Raw genomic sequence first — 21,373 nt, forward strand, 5'->3', positions numbered from 1 at the left:
TGAGGAGCGGGGCCTGGGGCGGAGCCCCAGAAACGGGACGGGTAGGGGCGGAGGGGGCGAAAAAAACTCCCCCCAACCCCTCACCCCCTACGCCGGAACGTGCACCGTCTCCACCCGACTAGCAACCAACCGCTCCCGCTCCCTCCGAGCCGCCTGCTTCCGCAACCGGAAGACCTGACTCAGCCCGACCGCCTGAAGCACGAACACGGCGGAGAAGGCGACCCGGTAGTTGTCACCGGTGGCATCCAGCAACACCCCGATCGCCAGCAGCGTGGTCATGGAGGCGACGAAGCCCCCCATGTTGGTGATCCCGGACGCGGTCCCCTGCCGCTCGGGCGGATTCGCCGGCCGGGCGAAGTCGAACCCCAGCATGGAAGCCGGCCCACAGGCACCCAGCACCACACACAGCACCACCAGCACCCACATCGGCGCGTACTCACCGGGGTACACCAGCACCCCCGCCCAGACAACGGCGGTCGCGGCCACCGTGCCGAGCGCCAGCGGAAGCCGCGCCGCATGATGCCGGGCCACGACCTGCCCGTACACGAGTCCGACGACCATGTTGGACAGCACGACGAGCGTCAGCAGTTCACCGGCGGTGGCCCGCGAAAGCCCCTCCGCCTCGACCAGGAACGGCAAGCCCCACAGCAGCAGGAACACCATCGCCGGGAACTGCGTGGTGAAGTGCACCCACATCCCGAGCCGGGTCCCGGGCTCCCGCCAGGACGCCGCGATCTGGCGCCGGACGTAGGCGGCCCCCTGGTGCGGGAACGGCTCAGGCTCGTGCCCCTCGGGGTGGTCCTTCAGGAACAGCAGCATGAGGACGAGGACGACGACACCGGCGCCCGCACTGCCCGCGAACGCCGCCGTCCAGCCCACTCCGTGCAGCAGCCGGGCGATCACCAGCGTCGAGACGAGGTTGCCCGCCATCCCGACAAGCCCCGCGAGCTGCGCGACGAGCGGCCCGCGCCGGGCGGGGAACCACCGGGTACCGAGCCGCAGGATGCTGATGAAGGTCATCGCGTCGCCGCAGCCAAGCAGCGCGCGCGAGGCGAGCGCCATCCCGTACGAGGGGGAGAACGCGAAGCCCAACTGCCCTGCCGTGAACAGCACCGCGCCGATGGTCAGCACCTTCTTGGTGCCGAGACTGTCGACCAGCAGGCCCACCGGTATCTGCATGCCCGCGTAGACCAGGAGCTGGAGGATCGAGAAGGTGGAGAGGGCGGAGGCGTTGACGTGGAAGCGGTCCGCCGCGTCCAGGCCGGCCACGCCCAGGGACGTACGGAAGATGACGGCGACGAAGTAGACGGAGACGCCGACGCCCCAGACGGCGAGGGCGCGCCGCCCGCCGGGCGGATCCCCGGGCAGCGTGGCTGACGAACTCATCGGACCTCGCCCCGCGCCAGGTTGGAGAACCAGCTGACGTGCCCGTGGATGAGGCCGACGACCGCCTCCGCGTCACCGGCGCGCAGCGCCTCCAGGATCTGCTCGTGCTCGGAGAGCGTCTTGGTGATCCGGTCGGGGTGGGCGTGCATCACGGCCACCCCCATCCTCAACTGCCGGTCGCGGAGCTGGTCGTAGAGCCGGGAGAGGATCTCGTTGCCGCCACTGCGGACGATCTCGGCGTGGAAGCAGCGGTCGGTGACGGCGGCGCCGGCCAGATCCCCGGCGGCGGCCTGCTCCTTCTGCCTGGCGAGGAGTTCCTCGAGGCGGGCGAGGAGCCGCGGCGAGGCCGGTACGGCCTTGCGCGCCGCGTGTCCCTCGACGAGCTGCCGCGTCTCGACGACGTCCGCGATCTCCTGGGCGGAGACCGGCAGGACCAGCGCGCCCTTCTTCGGGTAGAGCTTGATCAGCCCTTCGACCTCGAGCCGGAGCAGCGCCTCGCGGACCGGCGTGCGGGAGACCCCCACGGCCTCGGCGAGCTCGCCCTCGGTGAGCAGCGTCCCGCCTTCGTAACGGCGTTCCAGGACACCCTGCTTGACGTGCGCGTAGACGCGCTCGGCGGCGGGGGGTTGTTTCGCGGACGCGGGCCGGGTTGCCGCGGGGGACGGGGCGGAGGACATGGGCACAGCATAGATACAACACGTACGCATGGTCGCGTCATTCCAGAATGCGGACGCCCGGATTCGCGATCGAACGTCTCTCCAATTAAGCGCACAACCTTTCGTGCTACTTACGTGTCACACGAGAGGCGGCTCTCCCATGTGGCCGCGCTCCTTGGGCATTTAACGTAATCGGGGTAGGAAACTTGATAACCGGCATTAAGGGCACGCGCGTCCGCAGAGCTGCCGCCGTAGTCGTCACGACCGGCGCCATGATCGCGACCGGAGCCCTCGGCGCGGCTCCCGCACAAGCCCTCACCACGCCCACGATCGCCGCCAAGGGCGGCTACGTGATGAACAACGGCACGGGCACGGCCCTCTACTCGAAGGCCGGGAACACCAAGCTCCCCACCGGCTCCACCACCAAGATCATGACCGCCAAGGTCGTGCTCACGCAGGCGAACCTCAACCTGGACGCCAAGGTCACCATCCAGAAGGCGTACAGCGACTACATCGTCGCCAACAACGCCTCCTCGGCCCGCCTGATCGTCGGCGACAAGGTCACCGTCCGCCAGCTCCTCTACGGGCTGATGCTGCCGTCCGGCTGCGACGCCGCGTACGCGCTCGCCGACAAGTTCGGCACGGGCACGACGCGCTCCGCCCGCGTGAAGTCGTTCATCGCCAAGATGAACAGCAAGGCCAGCCAGCTCGGCCTGACGAACACGCACTTCGACTCGTTCGACGGCATCAGCAACGGCTCCAACTACTCGACGCCGAAGGACCTGACGAAGCTCGCCAGCAGCACGATGCTGAGCTCCACGTTCAAGACGATCGTGAAGACGAAGTCGTACACGGCGAAGACCGTCACGAAGACCGGCTCCACCCGCACCATGGCCGCGTGGACCAACACAAACGGTCTGCTCGGCACCTACAGCGGCACGATCGGCGTGAAGACCGGCTCCGGCGCCCAGGCCAAGTACTGCCTCGTCTTCGCCGCCACCCGCAACGGCAAGACCGTCATCGGCACGGTTCTCGCCTCCACGTCCATCACCGCCCGTGAGTCGGACGCCAAGAAGCTGATGAACTACGCCTTCGCCAAGTAGGTCCCAGGCGTAGAAGTAGCTCGCGAGCGTACGGGCCCGCAGTCCCGTCGCACACGAGAAGGGGGCCCGCCGCACTTGTGCGGCGGGCCCCCTTCTCGTTCGTTCCCTACGCCCAGGTGATCAGCCGCTTCGGCTGCTCCAGGACGGCCGCCACATCGGCGAGCACCTTGGAGCCCAGCTCCCCGTCCACCAGGCGGTGGTCGAAGCTCAGCGCAAGGGTGGTGACCTGGCGGGGCTTGACCTTGCCCTTGTGGACCCAGGGCTGGAGCTTGATCGCGCCGACGGCGAGGATCGCGGACTCGCCGGGGTTGAGGATCGGCGTGCCGGTGTCGACGCCGAAGACGCCGACGTTGGTGATGGTGACCGTGCCGCCCTGCATCGCGGCCGGGGAGGTCTTGCCCTCACGGGCGGTGGAGACCAACTCGCCGAGAGACTGAGCCAGTTGCGGCAGGGTCTTGCTGTGCGCGTCCTTGATGTTCGGGACGAGCAGGCCGCGCGGGGTCGCCGCGGCGATGCCCAGGTTCACATAGTGCTTGAGGACGATCTCCTGGGCGGCCTCGTCCCAGGACGCGTTGACGTCCGGGTTGCGCTTGATGGCGACCAGCAGGGCCTTGGCGATGAGGAGCAGCGGGTTCACCCGCAGCCCCTGCATCTCCTTGTCCTGCTTGAGCTCCTCCACGAGCTTCATCGTGCGCGTCACGTCGACCGTCACGAACTCGGTCACATGCGGCGCGGTGAACGCCGAACCGACCATCGCGGCCGCCGTGGCCTTGCGGACACCCTTGACCGGGATACGGGTCTCGCGTGCCGTGTCGTACGAGGCGACCGGGGCGGCGGCCTGGACGGGGGCGGCCGGGGTCTGCTGGACGACCGGCTCCGGGGCGGGTGCGGGTGCCACCGCCGCGTGCACGTCCTCGCGCGTGATGATGCCGTCCGGGCCGGACGGGACGATCGTCGCCAGGTCGACGCCGAGGTCCTTGGCGAGCTTGCGGACCGGGGGCTTGGCCAGCGGCCGGGCCACCACGGGCGCGGAGTGCCCGTGTCCGTTCAGCTCGCCCTGGACGGCCTGGATCGCCGAAGCCGCGTAGACCGGCTCGGGTGCCTGGGCGGGGACCTCGGTCCCCTTGCGGGCACGGCGCTTGGTGGAGGACTCGGCAACGCCGTAGCCGACGAGGACCGGGGTGCGGCCTTCGGGCTTCGGCTTCTCGGCGGCGGGCGCTTCGACAGGGGCCGCGGTGACCTCGACCACGGGCGAACCGGCCGCTCCGGCCACCTCCACGGCGATGATCACCTGGCCCACGTCCACCGTCGTCCCCTCGGGGAAACGGAGTTCGCGCACCACACCGTCGTACGGGATGGGCAGCTCCACGGCGGCCTTGGCGGTCTCGACCTCGCAGACCACCTGGCCGTCGGTGACCTGGTCGCCCGGCTGGACGTACCACTTGAGGATCTCCGCCTCGGTGAGCCCCTCGCCCACATCGGGCATCTTGAACTCGCGGAGTCCCGACGCGTTCTCGGTCATCGTCGTCACGACCCTCTCCTCAGTACGCAAGCGAGCGGTCGACGGCGTCGAGCACCCGGTCCAGGCCCGGAAGGTACTCGTCCTCCAGGCGTGCCGGCGGGTAGGGGGCGTGGTAGCCACCGACCCGCAGGACGGGTGCCTCCAAGTGGTAGAAGCACCGCTCCGTGATGCGGGCGGCGATCTCCGCGCCCGTGCCGAGGAACACCGGTGCCTCGTGCACCACGACCAGGTGGCGGGTCTTCTCCACCGAGGTCTGGACGGAGTCGAAGTCGAGCGGGGACATCGAGCGCAGGTCCAGGACCTCGATCGACTTACCCTCCTCCTGGGCGGCCGCCGCGGCCTCCAGGCACACCTTCACCATCGGGCCGTACGCGACGAGGGTCAGGTCGGTGCCCTCGCGCACCACGCGCGCCTTGTGCAGGGGTCCGGGGATCGCCTCCGTGTTGACCTCGGACTTGTCCCAGTAGCGCCGCTTCGGCTCGAAGAAGATCACCGGGTCGTTGCTCTGGATGGCCTGCTGCATCATCCAGTAGGCGTCGGACGCGGTCGACGGGGAGACCACCTTCAGGCCCGACACATGCGCGAACAGCGCCTCCGGCGACTCCGAGTGGTGCTCGACCGCGCCGATGCCACCGCCGTACGGAATGCGGATGACGACGGGGAGCTTGATCTTGCCGAGCGCCCGCGCGTGCATCTTCGCCAGCTGCGTGACGATCTGGTCGTAGGCGGGGAAGACGAAACCGTCGAACTGGATCTCCACCACCGGGCGGTAGCCGCGCAGTGCGAGACCGATCGCCGTGCCAACGATGCCCGACTCGGCGAGCGGGGTGTCGATGACCCGGTCCTCACCGAAGTCCTTCTGGAGTCCGTCGGTGACCCTGAAGACTCCGCCGAGCTTGCCGACGTCCTCGCCCATGATCAGGACCTTGGGGTCGGTTTCCAGGGCCTTGCGCAGCGACTCGTTGATCGCCTTGGCCAGCGCCATCTTTTCCGCGGTCATCGCTACTTGTCCTCCCCTTCGTCCGCGAACGACGCCTGGTAGGCGGCGAACTGGGCCCGCTCCTCGTCGACGAGCGCGTGCCCGTCCGCGTACACGTTCTCGAAGATGGCGAAGTGGTCCGGGTCCGGCATGGCCCGTACGACCTCGCGTACTCGTTTGCCCAACGCCTCGCTCTCGGCTTCGAGTTCCGCGAAAAATCCCTCGTCCGCGTGGTTTGAGGCCTCGAGATACGTGCGCATGCGCAGGATCGGGTCCTTCGCCTCCCACGACTCGGTCTCCTCGTCGGCCCGGTACTTGGTCGGGTCGTCGGAGGTGGTGTGCGCGCCCATCCGGTAGGTGAACGCCTCCACGAGCGTGGGGCCCTCGCCGCGGCGGGCCCGCTCCAGGGCCCACTTGGTGACGGCCAGGCAGGCGAGGACGTCGTTGCCGTCGACGCGGACGCCCGGGAAGCCGTAGCCCTGCGCGCGCTGGTAGAGCGGGACGCGGGTCTGCTTCTCGGTCGGCTCGGAGATGGCCCACTGGTTGTTCTGGCAGAAGAACACGACGGGGGCGTTGTAGACCGCGGAGAAGGTGAACGATTCGGCGACGTCGCCCTGGCTGGAGGCGCCGTCTCCGAAGTACGCGATCACGGCCGAGTCGGCGCCGTCCTTGGTGATGCCCATGGCGTACCCGGTGGCGTGCAGGGTCTGCGAGCCGATGACGATCGTGTACAGGTGGAAGTTGTTGGTGTTCGGGTCCCAGCCGCCGTTGTTCACGCCGCGGAACATGCCGAGCAGGTTGGTCGGGTCGACCCCGCGGCACCAGGCGACGCCGTGCTCGCGGTAGGTCGGGAAGACGTAGTCGTCCTCGCGGGTGGCGCGCCCGGAGCCGATCTGGGCGGCCTCCTGGCCGAGCAGCGAGGCCCACAGGCCCAGCTCGCCCTGGCGCTGCAGGGAGGTGGCCTCGGCGTCGAAGCGGCGGGTCAGCACCATGTCCCGGTACAGGCCGCGCAGCTCCTCCGGGGTGATGTCGGCGACGTACGGGTCGTACGTGGCGTCCTTGACCCGCTTGCCCTCGGGGGTCAGCAGCTGAATGAGTTCAGGGTCTGCGCCCGGTGACTTGTTTGCGCCGGTGCGCTTGGCACCGCTCGCGGCGCGCTTCGTCCCGGTCGTGCCGGTGCTTGCGGCGCTCTTCGTACCGGCGCTGCGTCGCGGCTTCTGCGCGGCAGTGCTCTCCACGGTCACGTGTGCTCCTCCGTCGGTCCGGCCCCCGGGGTTGCCGGTCGGCCAGTGCGGCTCGCCTGCTCCAGTACCCGTGCACGGGGTGGGTGCACTCGGCCGGGAACAGGCGTGACAGGTGCCCCGGCGAGCGCCCTGCAACAGCCACGTTACCCAGTGCTTCACAATTCTGTGAAACCCCGCCTGACCTGCGATTTTGCTCGGATTTCCAACTACTTTTTAGTCGGATCTCCAAGTACATCGCCTCGGTCGGGAACAGCCGCTGGTCACAGCGCTGGTAACAGCCTTGCAGGGGGCCGGAACACCGGCACGTTATCCCGGTCACCCCTGGCACGGGAAGAGTTCACCCCGGGGCAGGGCCAATGATCGTGTGTGACACTGACACCGTGCGTGAAAACGGGAAAATCACCGTATTTCTCCTCGATGATCACGAGGTGGTCCGGCGCGGCGTCCATGAGCTGCTCTCGGTGGAGGACGACATCGAGGTGGTCGGCGAGGCCGGCACGGCGGCCGACGCCCTGGTACGGATTCCGGCCACCCACCCCGACGTCGCCGTCCTGGACGTACGGCTCCCGGACGGCAGCGGCGTCGAGGTCTGCCGCGAGATCCGGTCCCAGGACGAGGACATCAAGTGCCTGATGCTGACCTCGTACGCCGACGACGAGGCCCTTTTCGACGCGATCATGGCGGGCGCCTCGGGCTATGTGCTCAAGGCCATCCGTGGCAGCGAACTGCTCTCGGCCGTACGTGATGTCGCCGCCGGGAAGTCCCTGCTCGACCCGGTGGCCACCGCCCGCGTCCTGGAGCGGCTGCGCGACGGGGGCGGCCCCAAGAGCGACGACAGGCTCGCGCACCTCACCGAGCAGGAGCGCAAGATCCTCGACCTGATCGGCGAAGGGCTCACCAATCGCGTGATCGGCGAACGGCTGCATCTCGCCGAGAAGACGATCAAGAACTATGTGTCGAGCCTGCTGGCCAAACTGGGGATGGAGCGGCGGTCCCAGGCGGCCGCGTACGTCGCGCGTCTGCAGGTGGAGCAGGAGCAGCGGCACTAGTCGCAGCGTCGCCGGTGATGGGGAAGCCCTTCGGGACTTATGGCCCCCCTACAGGAGACGGGTGGCCCTTTTCCCGCTCTCCTGGGTACCGGAAATTGGTCGTATGCCCGACGAACAGCCGGACGACATTCAGCTCGCCGTGGAACTGATCGGCCGCACCGACTACGGCCGGGTGGCCACCAGCATGCGCGCGCTGCCCTTCCTCGCGTTCGCCCGGCACATCGTGGCCGACGGCCGCGTCCTGCTGCGGATGCCCCGGAACTGCGGCTACCACCAGGCCTGCGCCGGCAGCGTCGTCGCGTACGGCACCGACAACCTGAGCTCCGCACGGCCGGGGGAGAGCCTGTGGTCCGTGCAGGTCGTCGGCCGGTGCGAAACCGTCGAGCCGACCGCGGCGCAGCTGGAACGTTTCGGTCCCGCGCCGCGCCTGGTGGACGGCGAGCCCTACGAGCCGGTCTATCTGGGCATCGACCCGCAGTTCTCCACCGCGCATTCGACGGACGGTGGCCTGGAACGGCGATTCCAGCACGTTCTGTGACCGATGTTGCATACAGGGCGACTGTCTGTGACAAACGCAAGGTCAGGGGCCAGTTGAGTGCCCTAGCATCTGCCGCGTGCCGCGCTCTTCTGTACCACCCCCTGTGTCTTTCGCGCCCCCTCTGGGCGCCCTCCTCCGCCAGTACTCCGCCGGGTCCGCGCTGACCTGCGAACCCGTCGAAGAGGGGCTGCTCAACCGCGGCTACCGGCTGTGCACCACCCGCGGCAGGTACTTCCTCAAGCACCATTTCGACCCCGAGACCGCCGACCCCGTCGCGATCGCCCGCCAGCACCGGGCGACCCAGCGCCTCGCGGACCTCGGCGTCCCGGTCGCCCCGCCGCTGACCGGCACCGACGGGCGTACGGTCGCCGTCGTCGGGGGCCACGCGTACGCGCTGCACCCGTGGGTCGACGGACGGCACCGGCACGGCGGCCAGCTCACCACGGAGCAGTGCGCGCGGCTGGGGGCGCTCCTGGGCGTCGTCCACGCGAGCCTGGAGCAGGTGATGCCCACGGAGGGACGCGGGCCCGCGGAGCCGGCCGACGGCGCCGACCCGGCCGACACCTTCGCGCTCATCGACCACCTGCTCGCCCAGGTACGCCGCCACCGGCCACCCGACGCCTTCGACGAACTGGCCAGGCACCGGCTCCTGGAACGGCGCGCCCTCCTGGAGCGGCATGCGGACCGACGGCCTCCGCGGGGCGGTTCGGTGGGCTGGGTGCACGGCGACTTCCACCCGTTCAACCTGCTCTACCGCGACGGCGAACCGGCCGCGATCGTCGACTGGGACCGGCTGGGCGTCCAGCCCCGCGCCGAGGAGGCGGTACGCGCCGCGGTGATCTTCTTCGTACAGCCCGTCGGCGCGCTCGACCTGGCCAAAGTGCGGGCCTACGCGCGCGCGTACCGGCGTACCGCGGGCGCGACCCCCTCCGAACTCGCGGCCGCCGTGCACCGCGTGTGGTGGGAGCGCCTCAACGACTTCTGGATACTGCGCTGGCACTACGAGCGCGGGGACACCCGCGCCGATCCGCAGTTCCCGGCGGCGTCGGCACTGGCGGTGTGGTGGACCCGGGAGTACGAGCCGGTGTGCGAGGCGTTCGCGGGGTGACCTGCGGATGCCACTGGGTGGGCCGCCGCAAACGGCACGCGCGCGTGGAGCCCGTTTCGGGCCGCACGCGCGCGTGGAGGGTGTTTGTCCGGCGGGTCAGCCGCTGCCCCCGGCAGAGGTGTCACCGGTGACGCCCGGGTCCGAGGGCTCCCCTGTCGCCGGGTCCGTCGGCTCCGTGGTCGTCGGGTCGTCCGACGGCTCCGCGGTGGTCGGCTCCGTGGTGGTCGGCTCGTCCGTGGGCTCGTCGGTCGGGTCACTGCTGTAGCTCGGGGACGGCGTGTACGACGGTGTGTAGTCCGAGCCGGAGCCCGAGCTGGTGCCGTCGTCCGTCGACTCGTCGGTGGGGTTGTCCGTGGCCTCGTCGCTCGGGGTCGCGCTGGAATCGCTGTCCTCGGTGGACGAGGACGTCGCCGTGGGCGACTGCGTCGTGCCCGTCCCGCCGCCATCGTCATTGGTCTTGTTGATCGCGAGCGCGACACCCGCCGCGATCGCGATCACCGCGAGGACCGCGAGGATCCACAGCTTGCCGCGGCCGCCGCCCTTGTTGCCGTGCCCCTCGAAGCCGCCGTCGTCCCCGCCGCCGTACCCGCTCGGCAGGATCGGCTGCGGAATCTGCGAGGTGCCGGAGTCGCTGGGATGCGGCAGCGCGGCCGTACCGGCGAAGCCCCCCGCCGGGGTGCGCGGCCCGCCGTGCATGTCGACCGGGCCGGTGTTCCAGGTGCCGGTGTGGCTGCCCTGGTCGTACAGCATCTGCAGCCCGTACTGGACGAGCCCGCGCATCTCCTCCGCGGTCTGGAACCGGTCGTCCGGCTCCTTCGCGAGCGAGCGCATGACCAGCCCGTCGAGCTCCGGCGGGGCCGCGTCCGAGACCTCGGACGGGGGCACCGGAATGTCCTGGACGTGCTGGTAGACCACCGACAGCGGCGTCTCGCCGGTGAACGGGGGCCGCAGCGCGAGGAGTTCGTAGAGGAGGCAGCCCGTCGCGTACAGGTCGGAGCGGTGGTCGACGGCCTTGCCGAGCGCCTGCTCCGGGGAGAGGTACTGCGGCGTGCCCATGACCATGCCGGTCTGCGTCATCGTCGACTGCGCGCCGTGCAGGGCGCGCGCGATGCCGAAGTCCATCACCTTCACGGCACCGGTCTGCGTGATGATCACGTTCGCCGGCTTGATGTCGCGGTGCACGATGCCGTGCTGGTGCGAGTAGGCGAGCGCTTCGAGGACACCGGAGACGATGATCAGCGCCTGCTCGGGCCCGGGGGCCTCGGCGTTGATCAGCAGATCGCGGATCGTGTGGCCCTCGACGATCTCCATCACGATGTACGGGACGACGCGGGAGCCGACCACGTCCTCGCCGGAGTCGTACACGGCGACGACCGCGTGGTGGTTGAGCCCGGCGACCGACTGGGCCTCACGCGTGAAGCGGGCCTTGGAGACCGGGTCCTCGGCCAGATCGGAGCGGAGCAGCTTGACCGCGACCGTGCGCCCCAGGCGTACGTCCTCGGCCGCGAACACCTCGGCCATGCCGCCCCGGCCCAGTCTGTGGGTCAGCCGATACCGGCCGTCGCCGACCAGCCCGCCGTTACCCCACAGCTCCGGCGCATCTGACATACCGCCGCCAGTCGCCTCGGGGTCGGACGGGCCCTGAGCGCGCTGCTGCTGTGCCATCAGTCCTCGCCGTCGTTTCTGCCCGCGGTCTGCGCGGTGGTTGTTACGGTCTCCGTCGGGCCACGCTACAGGCTCCGCGCAATGCGCCGGTCCGAGACGGAAGCGGGATGGATCGGCCATCCAACCCGTCACGGGTGCCCGCGTGCAAATCCTGTGTACCGCCCGTACGGCACCTGTAACGCTTCCGCGACGCTTCTTTCGCAGACGGTCACGGAACGGGCACCGAGCTTGACGTGTCAGTGCCCTCGGGCAGACTTGGCCGGGAATGAGCCAATCGATCACCGAACACCGGCCGATCACCGGGCAGATCGCACAATCGATCACGACAATCGAGTCACGGACCGCGGGGGCGATCAGCCGCTCCCGCCGCGCCGATGGGGGACGCAGAAGATGAGCCAGGACGGCGCACAGGGCCGGTACGCGGGGCGTGCGGTCGCCGGCGGCCGCTACCAGCTGCGTGATCTGCTCGGCGAGGGCGGCATGGCCTCGGTCCACCTCGCGTACGACTCGGTGCTCGACCGCCAGGTCGCGATCAAGACACTGCACACCGAACTCGGCCGCGAGCAGGCCTTCCGCGAGCGCTTCCGCCGCGAGGCCCAGTCGGTGGCGAAGCTCACGCACACGAACATCGTCTCGGTCTTCGACACCGGCGAGGACGTGCTCGACGGCATGACGACGCCGTACATCGTCATGGAGTACGTCGAGGGCCGCCCGCTCGGCTCCGTCCTCGACCAGGACATCGCGCAGTACGGCGCCATGCCCGCCGACAAGGCCCTCAAGATCACCGCGGATGTGCTGGCCGCCCTGGAGATCAGCCACGAGATGGGCCTGGTCCACCGGGACATCAAGCCGGGCAACGTGATGATGACGAAGCGCAACGTCGTCAAGGTGATGGACTTCGGCATCGCCCGCGCCATGCAGTCCGGTGTCACCTCGATGACCCAGACCGGCATGGTCGTCGGCACCCCGCAGTACCTCTCTCCGGAGCAGGCCCTCGGCAGAGGCGTGGACGCCAGATCCGACCTGTACTCGGTCGGCATCATGCTGTTCCAACTCACCACCGGGCGGCTTCCGTTCGAGGCGGACTCGCCGCTGGCCATCGCGTACGCGCATGTGCAGGAGCAGCCGGTCGCGCCCTCCTCGGTGAACCGCTCGCTGCCCCCGGCCGTGGACGCACTGGTCGCCCGCGCGCTGAAGAAGAACCCGAACGAGCGGTTTCCCAGCGCCGAGGCGATGCGCGACGAGTGCATGCGCGTGGCCCAGTCGCTGCACTCCGCCGCGCCGAGCATCGTGCCGGGCGCCCAGACGTCGAGCGGCGCGGGCGTCGCATCCGCGGTCTTCCCGCCCGTCGACCAGGCGGCTCCGGCACCGGGTCCGGTCCAGACGCCGTACCAGCCGGGTGCCTACGGTCCGCCGACCCCGGCGCCCACACCGCCGCCCACCCCGCAGCCGGCTCCGTCGTACGGCTATCCGCAGCAGGGCGGCTACCTGACGCCGCCGCAGACCTCGGCGTACTCCCCGCAGCAGGGCATCTCGACCCCGCCGCCGTACAACCTGGCGCCCCAGCACCCGACTCCTCACCCGGGAGGCTCCGGGGGCGGCCGCAAGAGCAACAAGGGAGTCGTCGTCGGCTCGATCGTGGTCGCGCTCGTCGCGATCGGCGGCCTGCTCACCGCACTCGCCCTGAACAGGAACGGTGACGACACCGGAGGCGGTACCGATCCCAGTCAGTCGGCGTCCGTGGTGGCGGGGCACAAGGGTCCGGACACGACGAAGACGATCGACACGGAGAAGTGCACGGAGCCGGAGGAGTCGTACAACGACGAGACCAAGATCCGGGTCCCGGACTTCTCGTACAAGTACATCCAGTCGGTGAAGTCCTGCTTCCAGGCCGCTGGTTGGCAGATGACGATCAAGTACGTCAATGAGAACACCTACGGCGAGGGCACGGTCATGGACCAGTTCCCCTCCGACGGCACGGACGTCGACCCGCAGAACATGCCCGAGATCGAGCTCAGTGTGTCGACGGGCGACCCGTCCTGACCTGCTTCCGGATCGTCCTGGTGATCCGTTTCTGACATGCGAGGGGCCCGGCACTTACGTGCCGGGCCCGTTTCGTTGTCCGGGTACCGCGGGGGCTGCAGTTACCGCCGGGGGGCTACAGGTACGGTCCGCCCGAACGGCCGCCCGTGCGGGGGTCCTCGTCGTCCTCGGCGCCGCCGACGCCCGGCGGGAGGGCTCGGCGCATCGACTCCAGTTGGGCCCTGGCCGCCATCTGCTGGGCGAACAGGGTCGTCTGGATCCCGTGGAAGAGGCCCTCGAGCCAGCCCACCAACTGTGCCTGTGCGATGCGCAGTTCGGCGTCCGAGGGGATCCCCTCGTCGGTGAACGGAAGGGAGAGGCGCTCGAGTTCGTCGACGAGGTCGGGGGCGAGTCCGTCCTCCAGCTCCTTCACGGAGCTCGCGTGGATCTCCTTGAGCCGGACCCGGCTCGCCTCGTCCAGAGGTGCCGCACGCACCTCCTCGAGCAGCTGCTTGATCATGCTGCCGATGCGCATCACCTTGGCGGGCTGTTCCACCATCTCCGTCACCGGGACCTCACGGGAGTCCTCGTCTCCGGTGCCACCGAGAGCCATTCCGTCCTGTCCTACGACCAGGATCTGAGGGTTCTCCGGCGACCTTTCGTTCCTCGGCATCTCCATGCCGTCCATTGTCTACCACCCGTGCGCCGCCGAGATGCCGGGGCAAGGGGAGCGTGTGAGGCTTGACCCATTGATCTTGGGACTCCTCACCGGGAGGGGGTCACCGGCGTGACTCCATGGCTCCGGGCGGTGCGTGTGGTTCATGCGCCGCGCGCGCTGTGCGTGGTGGGGCTGCTGCTTGCCCTGGCGACCGGGGGCGCGCACCTTTCGTACGCCGCCTCCGGCTCCGCGTCGTACGCCGTCACGCACGCGGCCTCGTACACCGCCTCGTACGCCCTTGAGCCCAGCGCCGATGCCTCCCGCGCGGGGAGCCGTCCGGGAGAGGGCCGTGAGCGACCCGGTCGAGAGGAGCCGACGGGGATGCCGGAGGCCGGGGTCGCGGAGCCGGCGTACCCGGATCGCGACCCCGCCGTCCCCGACAACCCTGCGGCGAGCGCCGTCTCCGAGCCGTCGCCGGACGCCGCGATCCCCGTACGGCAGAGCGTCGTCCGCCCCGGGCCCGACCCGGAACCCGTACTCCGGATCGTGCCCCTGGGCAGCGGGCTGATCCTCATCGGCCTGGGCCTGGGGCTGGCGTTCCTCGCCCTGCGGGTCCGGCGCGGCTGAAACCGCGGCGGGTCCGGCGCGGCTGAAACCGCGGCGGGTCCGGCGCGGCTGAAACGGCTCGGGCAACGCGCTCCCTAGGGAGCGACAAGCAGCACCTTTCCGATGTGCCCGCTCCCCTCCAGCACCCGGTGTCCCTCCGCCGCGTCGTTCATCGGCAGCTCGCGGTCGACGATCGGGCGTACGTGGCCGGAGGCGATCAGCGGCCAGACGTGCTCGCGTACGGCCGCGACGATCGCCGCCTTCTCCTCGACCGGGCGGATGCGCAGCGAGGTCGCGGTGACGGCGGCGCGCTTGCCGAGGAGGGTGGCAATGTTCAGCTCGCCCTTGACGCCGCCCTGCATGCCGATGATCGCGAGCCGTCCGTTGACGGCGAGTGCGCGGACGTTCCGGTCCAGGTACTTGGCGCCCATGTTGTCGAGGATGACGTCGGCACCCGCGCCGTCCGTGGCCCGCTCGATCTCCTCGACGAAGTCCTGCTCGCGGTAGTTGATGAGGATGTCCGCGCCCAGCTCGGCGCAGAAGTCGAGCTTCTCCTTGGTGCCGGCCGTGACCGCGACCTTCGCGCCGACGGCCTTCGCCAGCTGGATCGCCATGGTGCCGATGCCGCTGGAGCCGCCGTGCACGAGCAGGGTCTCGCCGGGGCGCAGATGCGACACCATGAAGACGTTCGACCAGACGGTGCAGGTCACCTCGGGCAGCGCGGCCGCCCGCCTGAGGTCCAGGCCCGCGGGCACGGGCAGCAGCTGACCGGCCGGAACGGCGACCTTCTCGGCGTATCCGCCGCCCGCGAGCAGCGCGCACACCTCGTCGCCGACCGTCCACCCGGAGACTCCGGGGCCGATCCCGACGATGCGTCCCGCGCACTCGAGACCGGGGTACGGGGACGCGCCGGGCGGCGGGTTGTAGAAGCCCTGCCGTTGCAGCAGGTCGGCGCGGTTGACGGCGCTGGCCACCACCTCGACCAGCACTTCGCCCTCTCCGGGCACCGGATCCGGGACCTCGTCCCACACCAGCGCCTCGGGCCCACCAGGTTCAGGAATCGTGATCGCGTACATGAGGGGGACGCTACTCCTCGCGGTAATTGGGATGCGCGGGTCCTCCGGGAGAGGCACGGTGGAGGCAAAGGAACCGTAAAGGCTCAGAGGGCGTGGAGACGGACAGCTGCGCGAATTGGTCCCTCCGGGGGCGATGAGTTCGCGGCACGGCGGCGGTCTTCCTTGCGTAACCCCGTACGCGGAAGGACACCGAGACATGAGCGCACAGAGCGCACCGTCGTCCGGCCTGGCGATCGAGACCGCCGGTCTGGTGAAGACATTCGGCGACACCCGGGCCGTGGACGGCGTCGACCTCGCCGTACCCACCGGCACGGTCTACGGCGTCCTAGGGCCGAACGGCGCCGGCAAGACGACCACCGTGAAGATGCTGGCCACCCTGCTGCGCCCCGACGGCGGCCAGGCGCACGTCTTCGGCCATGACGTCGTACGGGAGGCCGACCGGGTACGCAGCAGGGTCAGCCTCACCGGCCAGTACGCGTCCGTGGACGAGGACCTGACCGGCACCGAGAACCTGGTGCTGCTCGGCCGCCTCCTCGGGCACCACAAGCGCGCCGCGGCGATCCGCTCGGAGCAGCTTCTGGAGGCCTTCGGGCTGACCGAGGCGGCGGCAAAGCAGGTCAAGCACTACTCGGGCGGCATGCGGCGCCGTATCGACATCGCCGCGTCCATTCTCAACACCCCCGACCTGCTCTTCCTCGACGAGCCGACCACCGGCCTCGACCCGCGCAGCCGCAACCAGGTGTGGGACATCGTGCGCGCGGTCGTCGCCCAGGGCACCACCGTGCTGCTCACCACGCAGTACCTGGACGAGGCCGACCAACTGGCCTCCAGGATCGCGGTGATCGACAAGGGCAAGGTGATCGCCGAGGGCACGAAGGGCGAGCTGAAGGCGTCCGTCGGCGCCGGTTCCGTACATCTGCGGCTGCGCGATCCGGCGCAGCGCCCGCAGGCGGAGGAGGTGCTGCGCATCGCTCTCGACGCCGAGGTGCAGCTCGAGCCCGATCCGGTGGCGCTGACGGCCCGGGTCGGCGCGGGTGCGAGCAACGGCCGGGGAGCGGCGGAACGGGCCGCGCGAGCGCTCGCCGAGCTGGCCCGCACCGGCATCGTCGTCGACAACTTCTCGCTGGGGCAGCCCAGCCTGGACGAGGTCTTCCTCGCCCTCACCGGACATGCGACCGAACCCGAGGCTCCTTCGGCCGACGGCACGATGGACAAGGAGGCCGCGGTATGAGCACCGCGACGACCACCGAGAGCCAGGATCTCGCGCCTGTCAGCGCCGAGACGCTGGCCGCGCTCCTCATCAGCAAGGACCGGCCGCCGCGGCCCAGTGCCCTGTCGGCGTCGCTGACCTTCGGCTGGCGGGCGATGCTCAAGATCAAGCACGTGCCGGAGCAGCTCTTCGACGTCACCGCGTTCCCGATCATGATGGTGCTGATGTACACGTACCTCTTCGGCGGTGCGCTGGCCGGATCACCCACGGAGTACATCCAGTTCCTGCTGCCCGGCATCCTGGTGATGTCCGTCGTGATGATCACGATGTACACGGGTGTCTCGGTCAATACGGACATCGAGAAGGGCGTCTTCGACCGTTTCCGTACGCTGCCGATCTGGCGGCCGTCGGTGATGGTCGGCTATCTCCTCGGCGACGCCCTGCGCTACACGATGGCCTCGGTGGTGATGCTCACCGTCGGCGTGATCCTGGGCTACCGCCCGGACGGCGGGGTCCTCGGCGTGGTCGCCGGCATCGCGCTGCTGCTGGTCTTCTCGTTCGCGTTCTCGTGGATCTGGACCATGTTCGGACTGCTGCTGCGCACCGAGAAGTCGGTGATGGGCGTCAGCATGATGGTGATCTTCCCGCTGACCTTCCTCTCCAACGTCTTCGTCGACCCGAAGACCATGCCGGGCTGGCTCCAGGCCTTCGTCAACAACAGCCCGATCACCCACCTGTCCTCGGCGGTGCGCGGCCTGATGGCAGGCGACTGGCCGGCCGCGGAGGTCGCCTGGTCGCTGGGCTGGGCAGGACTCCTCGTCCTGGTCTTCGGCCCGATCACGATGCGGCTGTACAACCGCAAGTGACCACAAGTGGCCATGGGTGGCTGCCCGTCCAGGTGGCTACTGATCCAGTGGCTACGGGTCCATGCGAAGCCGATTGACGTCGGGTGCCTGATAGGTGCCCGGCGTCACTCGCACGATCGTGATGAGCCGGTCCGTCAACTGCAGCGTCCCGATGGCCTGATCGTCGTATCCGAGCACCCGATGCCCGCGTACGACACTCACCACCAGGTCCTCCGTCTCCCGTACGCCCTTGCCGACCTCGGCCTTTATGACCGGCCGTTCCGCGATGTCGAGCCCGCTGCCCTGCTGGATGAGGTCCTCCATGACCATGCCCGCGGCGGGGCTGAGCACGGAGAGCCCGAGCAGCCGCCCGGCCGCGCTGGCGCTGGTGATGACGGCATCGGCGCCGGACTGGCGCAGCAACGGCGCGTTCTCCTCCTCCCGCACGGCGGCGACGATCTTCGCTCCGCTGTTGAGCTGCCGCGCGGTCAGCGTGACCAGCACCGCCGTGTCGTCCCGCTGGGTGGCGATGATGATCTGCCGCGCCTTGCGCACCTCGGCCCGTACCAGCACTTCGCTGCGCGTCGCGTCCCCGATGACCCCCGCGTATCCGTCGGCCGTTGCCGCGTCGACCACCTTGGAGTTGGGGTCGACGACCACGACCTGCTCCTTCTTCAGCCCGGTCGCACAGACGGTCTCGATGGCCGACCGCCCCTTGGTACCGAAACCGACAACGACGGTGTGATCTCGCAAGGCCGCCCTCCAGCGATTCTGCCGCCATTCCTCGCGGGTGCGCTCCGTGAGGACTTCGAGCGTGGTGCCGACCAGGATGATCAGGAACAGCACCCGCAGCGGCGTGATGACGAAGATGTTGGTGAGCCGGGCGGCGTCGCTGACCGGGGTGATGTCGCCGTATCCGGTGGTGGAGAGGGTGACGGTCGCGTAGTAGAACGCGTCGAGGAAGTCGACGGCACCGTCCGAGCTGTCGTTGTAGCCGTCGCGGTCGACCCAGACGATGAACGCCGTGGCGGCGAGCGTGAACAGGGCCATCGCCACCCGCTTGCCGACCTGACGGATCGGGCGCTCCACGAAGCTCTTCGGGAGTTTCACCCGATGCGTCATGAGATGTTCGTCCGCTTGGCGGGCAATCGCGTCATGGCCCGGTTGTTTCACGTGAAACACGCCCCGATTCCTGACATCACCCAAGGCAGATCGAGGAGTTCCAGCTCCTCACCCGCACGGGCACCGCCGGGCGGTACGACCGCGAGGGCATCGGCCGCCGCGATGCCACGCAGCATTGCGGGACCGTTGTAGTGCAGCGGCACGGCCCGGTCGCCGCGCAGCACGACGGGGACGAGCCGGGTGTCGTACGGGTGCCCGTGCACGGCGTCCTTGAGGGGCAGCGTGTACGGCTCCGGCGCCGCGCGTCCGGCGAGGATGCGCAGCAGGGGCTCGGCGAGCGTGAGCAGGCCGGAGACGGCCGCCAGGGGGTTGCCCGGCAGGCCGACGAGGTGCTGGTTCTCCTTGGTGCGGGCCAGCAGCATGGGGTGGCCCGGGCGCACCTTGACGCCGTCGACGAGGAGTTCGGCGCCGATGCGCCGCAGGGTGGGGTGGACGTGGTCGACGGGGCCGGCCGCGGTGCCGCCGGTGGTGATGATCAGGTCGGCTTCGGAGCCGGTGATGGTCCGGTGCAGGGCTTTGGCGTCGTCACCGAGCCTGCGCACCGCGACGACCTCGGCGCCGAGCGCACGCAGCCAGGGCGGCAGCATCGGGCCGAGCGCGTCCCGGATCAGCCCTTCCTGGGGCAGTCCCTCGGTGAGCAACTCGTCGCCGAGCACGAGGACTTCGACACGCGGCCGGGGGACGACGGCGAGTGTGTCGTACCCGGCGGCCGCGGCGAGGCCCAGCACAGCGGGCGTGACCAGCGCGCCGACCGGCAGCAACTGGTCGCCGCTGCGGCACTCCTGGCCGCGCGGGCGGATGTCCTGCCCGTGCACGACGCCGGCCGTCCCCCCTGAGCGAGCGGGGCCGGAAGCCTGGGGGAGGGCCGCGTGCAGCCGCCCCTTGTCGTCGATACGCCCGTGCTCACTGCGCAGTACGGCGGTGGCGTCCTGCGGGACGCGCGCCCCGGTGGCGATGCGCACCGCCTCGCCGTCGGTGAGCGCCTCCGGCTGCGCCTGCCCGGCGAGCACCCCTTCCTCGCGTACGTCCCAGGGGCCGGGCCCGGCGACCGCCCAGCCGTCCATCGCCGAGGTGTCGAAGGAGGGGAGGTCCGTGAGCGCGGTGAGCGGGGCGGCGATGACCAGGCCGAGGGAGGCGTCCAGGGTCACGGAGACGGGGGTGGGGCGGGGGACGGAACGGGCGGCTCGCTCGGCGATGGTGCGGGCCTGGGGCCAGGGGGTGGCCTTGTGGCCGACCCCGTGGCCGCTGCCACCGTGGCTGCCCGCACCACGGTCGCCGTGGCCGCTGTCGGTGGCGTGCGCGTGGGGCTCGCCCTGGGGGGTGGGCACGGGAGTGGAGGGCGTACCGGAGCCGCCCCGGGCTCCGGCGCCGGCCCCGGAGCCCGGCTCGCCCGAGGCGCGGGCGCTGTCTCCCTTGACCAGCGCCAGCGCCTCCTCCACGTCGAAGTCGTCGGCGTCCTGGCTGTCCCGGATGCCGCGCGCGGCGGTCATCCGGCGTCCGGCCGGGCGTCGGAGCCTGCGCCGGGCGCGGATCCTCCCGCGGGGCCAGCGTCCGGCTTGGCGGCGTCCGGCTTGGCGTCGGCGGCGTCCTCGTCGGCCCAGCGGAGCGCGAGCGCGGCGGCCTTGCGGGATGCCTCGGCCACCGCCTCGGGGCCGCCCTGGGCCCGCCCGGCCGCGTACCCCACGAGGAACGTGGTCAGCGGCGCGGCGGGCCGGGCCACACCGTGTGCGGCGTCGCGGGCCAGGTCGAGGAGGATGCCGATGTCGACGTCCAGGTCGATGCCCAGTTCGTCCTTGACTGCGGTAATCCATTCATCCAACACGTGCCCATGCTCCCTGATACGTGCCCGGGCGACGGCGATGTCGTCCCAGGTGTCGCAGTCGAAGGACGCGACGGGGTCGGAGATTCGGATGAGGTCGAGCGCGGCGGTGAGCCGCCGGAGCGGCAGCCCGGTCAGACCGCCGCCCGCGGCGGAGCCGCTGTTGGATGCGGCGGCAAGCGAGTCCAGCTCCCGCCGCAGTGCCCGCACTCGGTACGCGGCCACGAGCGGCTGGTCCTTGCCGCCGGAGTCGACGAGCAGGACGCCGTCGGGGCCGCTCAACTCCCCTTCGGTATCTGCCGGGTTCCCCGCGCCGGTGTTCGCACGCAGGGTTTCCAGCAGCCGCCGTACCGTTCCGTCGTCCAGGAACGGCAGGTCGGCGGAGAGCACGACGACGTACTCCGCGGTGGTGTGCCGCAGCCCGGCGTCCAGGGCGGCCAGCGGCCCTCCGCCCGGCGGGTCCTCACGCGCCCAGAGCACGGGCCGCGCGGTCGCCCGCCGCTCGGCCACGACCACCGTGGTGGCGGCGCCCGCGCAGGCGGTCAGCACCCGGTCGAGGAGCGCCCGGCCGCCCACGCGCACACCGGGCTTGTCGGCGCCACCGAGCCTCCGCGCGGCGCCGCCCGCAAGCACGACGGCGTCGTACGGAAGACCTGCGCCGGGGTCGCCCGGGGCCTCGTAGGCGTTCATCCCCCGAGTATGAGC

The 21,373-nt window shown here is 70.3% G+C and carries 19 protein-coding genes; 8 read left to right on the forward strand and 11 right to left on the reverse strand.

Going from position 1 to position 21,373, the window contains the following annotated elements; all coding sequences use genetic code 11:
- Positions 1-87: 87 nt before the first annotated feature.
- Both OG246_RS08495 and OG246_RS08500 read right to left on the reverse strand, forming a co-directional pair.
- Positions 88-1,386: a nitrate/nitrite transporter gene (locus OG246_RS08495; RefSeq protein ID WP_266458181.1), complete on the reverse strand. Its 1,299-nt coding sequence runs from the start codon at positions 1,384-1,386 to the stop codon at positions 88-90.
- Positions 1,383-2,063, reverse strand: coding sequence for a GntR family transcriptional regulator (locus tag OG246_RS08500; RefSeq protein WP_266458184.1), 681 nt, complete (start codon positions 2,061-2,063; stop codon positions 1,383-1,385). Before OG246_RS08500 ends, OG246_RS08495 begins: the two co-directional genes overlap by 4 nt.
- A gap of 185 nt (positions 2,064-2,248) precedes the next feature.
- Here OG246_RS08500 and OG246_RS08505 point away from each other — a divergent pair, with 185 nt between their 5' ends.
- Complete coding sequence (locus OG246_RS08505) at positions 2,249-3,145, forward strand: D-alanyl-D-alanine carboxypeptidase family protein (RefSeq protein ID WP_266458187.1); 897 nt, start codon at positions 2,249-2,251, stop codon at positions 3,143-3,145.
- A gap of 106 nt (positions 3,146-3,251) precedes the next feature.
- On the opposite strand, the gene OG246_RS08510 is transcribed toward OG246_RS08505, so the two are convergent.
- The 3 genes from OG246_RS08510 to pdhA are packed head-to-tail and all read right to left on the reverse strand — an operon-like array spanning position 3,252 to position 6,890.
- Entirely contained in the window at positions 3,252-4,676 is a 1,425-nt protein-coding gene (locus tag OG246_RS08510) for a dihydrolipoamide acetyltransferase family protein (protein ID WP_266458190.1), read from the reverse strand.
- Positions 4,677-4,686: 10 nt separating this feature from the next.
- Positions 4,687-5,667 carry an alpha-ketoacid dehydrogenase subunit beta gene (locus OG246_RS08515; RefSeq protein WP_266458193.1) on the reverse strand — a complete coding sequence of 327 codons (981 nt, stop codon included), beginning with the start codon at positions 5,665-5,667 and terminating at the stop codon, positions 4,687-4,689.
- Positions 5,668-5,669: 2 nt separating this feature from the next.
- Positions 5,670-6,890 carry a pyruvate dehydrogenase (acetyl-transferring) E1 component subunit alpha gene (gene pdhA, locus OG246_RS08520; protein WP_266458196.1) on the reverse strand — a complete coding sequence of 407 codons (1,221 nt, stop codon included), beginning with the start codon at positions 6,888-6,890 and terminating at the stop codon, positions 5,670-5,672.
- A 380-nt stretch (positions 6,891-7,270) separates the two neighbouring features.
- Between pdhA and OG246_RS08525 the strand changes: the two genes are divergently transcribed.
- The 3 genes from OG246_RS08525 to OG246_RS08535 all read left to right on the forward strand — a co-directional run bounded on the left by OG246_RS08525 (position 7,271) and on the right by OG246_RS08535 (position 9,585).
- Positions 7,271-7,939 carry a response regulator transcription factor gene (locus OG246_RS08525; RefSeq protein WP_323178283.1) on the forward strand — a complete coding sequence of 223 codons (669 nt, stop codon included), beginning with the start codon at positions 7,271-7,273 and terminating at the stop codon, positions 7,937-7,939.
- Between the two features lie 103 nt (positions 7,940-8,042).
- Positions 8,043-8,477, forward strand: coding sequence for a pyridoxamine 5'-phosphate oxidase family protein (locus tag OG246_RS08530; RefSeq protein ID WP_266458202.1), 435 nt, complete (start codon positions 8,043-8,045; stop codon positions 8,475-8,477).
- A 103-nt stretch (positions 8,478-8,580) separates the two neighbouring features.
- A complete protein-coding gene (locus OG246_RS08535) occupies positions 8,581-9,585 on the forward strand; it encodes a phosphotransferase (protein ID WP_266458205.1) in 1,005 nt (334 codons plus the stop codon).
- Between the two features lie 96 nt (positions 9,586-9,681).
- On the opposite strand, the gene OG246_RS08540 is transcribed toward OG246_RS08535, so the two are convergent.
- On the reverse strand, positions 9,682-11,250 hold the full coding sequence (locus tag OG246_RS08540; RefSeq protein WP_266458207.1) for a protein kinase: 1,569 nt from the start codon (positions 11,248-11,250) through the stop codon (positions 9,682-9,684).
- A gap of 390 nt (positions 11,251-11,640) precedes the next feature.
- Here OG246_RS08540 and OG246_RS08545 point away from each other — a divergent pair, with 390 nt between their 5' ends.
- Positions 11,641-13,293 (forward strand): protein kinase, encoded by a 1,653-nt coding sequence (locus OG246_RS08545; RefSeq protein WP_266458211.1) that lies wholly within the window; start codon positions 11,641-11,643, stop codon positions 13,291-13,293.
- A gap of 115 nt (positions 13,294-13,408) precedes the next feature.
- Here OG246_RS08545 and OG246_RS08550 read toward each other — a convergent pair whose 3' ends face one another.
- A complete protein-coding gene (locus OG246_RS08550) occupies positions 13,409-13,951 on the reverse strand; it encodes a bacterial proteasome activator family protein (protein WP_266458214.1) in 543 nt (180 codons plus the stop codon).
- Between the two features lie 108 nt (positions 13,952-14,059).
- On the opposite strand from OG246_RS08550, the gene OG246_RS08555 reads away from it, so the two are divergent.
- Positions 14,060-14,557, forward strand: coding sequence for a hypothetical protein (locus OG246_RS08555; RefSeq protein ID WP_266458216.1), 498 nt, complete (start codon positions 14,060-14,062; stop codon positions 14,555-14,557).
- A 74-nt stretch (positions 14,558-14,631) separates the two neighbouring features.
- Here OG246_RS08555 and OG246_RS08560 read toward each other — a convergent pair whose 3' ends face one another.
- Positions 14,632-15,612, reverse strand: coding sequence for an NAD(P)H-quinone oxidoreductase (locus OG246_RS08560; RefSeq protein ID WP_266458219.1), 981 nt, complete (start codon positions 15,610-15,612; stop codon positions 14,632-14,634).
- A 196-nt stretch (positions 15,613-15,808) separates the two neighbouring features.
- Between OG246_RS08560 and OG246_RS08565 the strand changes: the two genes are divergently transcribed.
- Both OG246_RS08565 and OG246_RS08570 read left to right on the forward strand, forming a co-directional pair.
- Entirely contained in the window at positions 15,809-16,843 is a 1,035-nt protein-coding gene (locus OG246_RS08565) for an ATP-binding cassette domain-containing protein (protein WP_266458222.1), read from the forward strand.
- Positions 16,840-17,688 carry an ABC transporter permease gene (locus tag OG246_RS08570; RefSeq protein WP_266458225.1) on the forward strand — a complete coding sequence of 283 codons (849 nt, stop codon included), beginning with the start codon at positions 16,840-16,842 and terminating at the stop codon, positions 17,686-17,688. Before OG246_RS08565 ends, OG246_RS08570 begins: the two co-directional genes overlap by 4 nt.
- A gap of 51 nt (positions 17,689-17,739) precedes the next feature.
- Here OG246_RS08570 and OG246_RS08575 read toward each other — a convergent pair whose 3' ends face one another.
- Genes OG246_RS08575 through OG246_RS08585 form a run of 3 tightly spaced genes read right to left on the reverse strand, consistent with a single transcriptional unit; the run spans position 17,740 to position 21,358 of the window.
- Entirely contained in the window at positions 17,740-18,840 is a 1,101-nt protein-coding gene (locus tag OG246_RS08575) for a TrkA family potassium uptake protein (protein WP_266463973.1), read from the reverse strand.
- Positions 18,837-20,339 carry a molybdopterin molybdotransferase MoeA gene (locus tag OG246_RS08580; protein ID WP_266458228.1) on the reverse strand — a complete coding sequence of 501 codons (1,503 nt, stop codon included), beginning with the start codon at positions 20,337-20,339 and terminating at the stop codon, positions 18,837-18,839. The genes OG246_RS08575 and OG246_RS08580 overlap by 4 nt, the downstream gene beginning before the upstream one ends.
- Positions 20,336-21,358, reverse strand: coding sequence for a DUF6457 domain-containing protein (locus tag OG246_RS08585; RefSeq protein WP_266458231.1), 1,023 nt, complete (start codon positions 21,356-21,358; stop codon positions 20,336-20,338). The genes OG246_RS08580 and OG246_RS08585 overlap by 4 nt, the downstream gene beginning before the upstream one ends.
- Positions 21,359-21,373: the final 15 nt, after the last annotated feature.

It is taken from the genome of Streptomyces sp. NBC_00620, from assembly GCF_026341825.1.
In the GTDB taxonomy this organism is placed as follows: Bacteria; Actinomycetota; Actinomycetes; order Streptomycetales; family Streptomycetaceae; genus Streptomyces.

What these genes read in the sequence shown, in the direction of transcription:
- OG246_RS08495 (WP_266458181.1), bottom strand. Translation starts at nt 1,386, where the DNA reads ATGAGTTCGTCAGCCACGCTGCCCGGGGATCCGCCCGGCGGGCGGCGC.
- OG246_RS08500 (WP_266458184.1), bottom strand. Translation starts at nt 2,063, where the DNA reads ATGTCCTCCGCCCCGTCCCCCGCGGCAACCCGGCCCGCGTCCGCGAAA.
- OG246_RS08530 (WP_266458202.1), top strand. Translation starts at nt 8,043, where the DNA reads ATGCCCGACGAACAGCCGGACGACATTCAGCTCGCCGTGGAACTGATC.
- OG246_RS08550 (WP_266458214.1), bottom strand. Translation starts at nt 13,951, where the DNA reads ATGGAGATGCCGAGGAACGAAAGGTCGCCGGAGAACCCTCAGATCCTG.
- OG246_RS08565 (WP_266458222.1), top strand. Translation starts at nt 15,809, where the DNA reads ATGAGCGCACAGAGCGCACCGTCGTCCGGCCTGGCGATCGAGACCGCC.
- OG246_RS08545 (WP_266458211.1), top strand. Translation starts at nt 11,641, where the DNA reads ATGAGCCAGGACGGCGCACAGGGCCGGTACGCGGGGCGTGCGGTCGCC.
- OG246_RS08580 (WP_266458228.1), bottom strand. Translation starts at nt 20,339, where the DNA reads ATGACCGCCGCGCGCGGCATCCGGGACAGCCAGGACGCCGACGACTTC.
- OG246_RS08515 (WP_266458193.1), bottom strand. Translation starts at nt 5,667, where the DNA reads ATGACCGCGGAAAAGATGGCGCTGGCCAAGGCGATCAACGAGTCGCTG.
- OG246_RS08585 (WP_266458231.1), bottom strand. Translation starts at nt 21,358, where the DNA reads ATGAACGCCTACGAGGCCCCGGGCGACCCCGGCGCAGGTCTTCCGTAC.
- OG246_RS08540 (WP_266458207.1), bottom strand. Translation starts at nt 11,250, where the DNA reads ATGGCACAGCAGCAGCGCGCTCAGGGCCCGTCCGACCCCGAGGCGACT.
- OG246_RS08560 (WP_266458219.1), bottom strand. Translation starts at nt 15,612, where the DNA reads ATGTACGCGATCACGATTCCTGAACCTGGTGGGCCCGAGGCGCTGGTG.
- OG246_RS08570 (WP_266458225.1), top strand. Translation starts at nt 16,840, where the DNA reads ATGAGCACCGCGACGACCACCGAGAGCCAGGATCTCGCGCCTGTCAGC.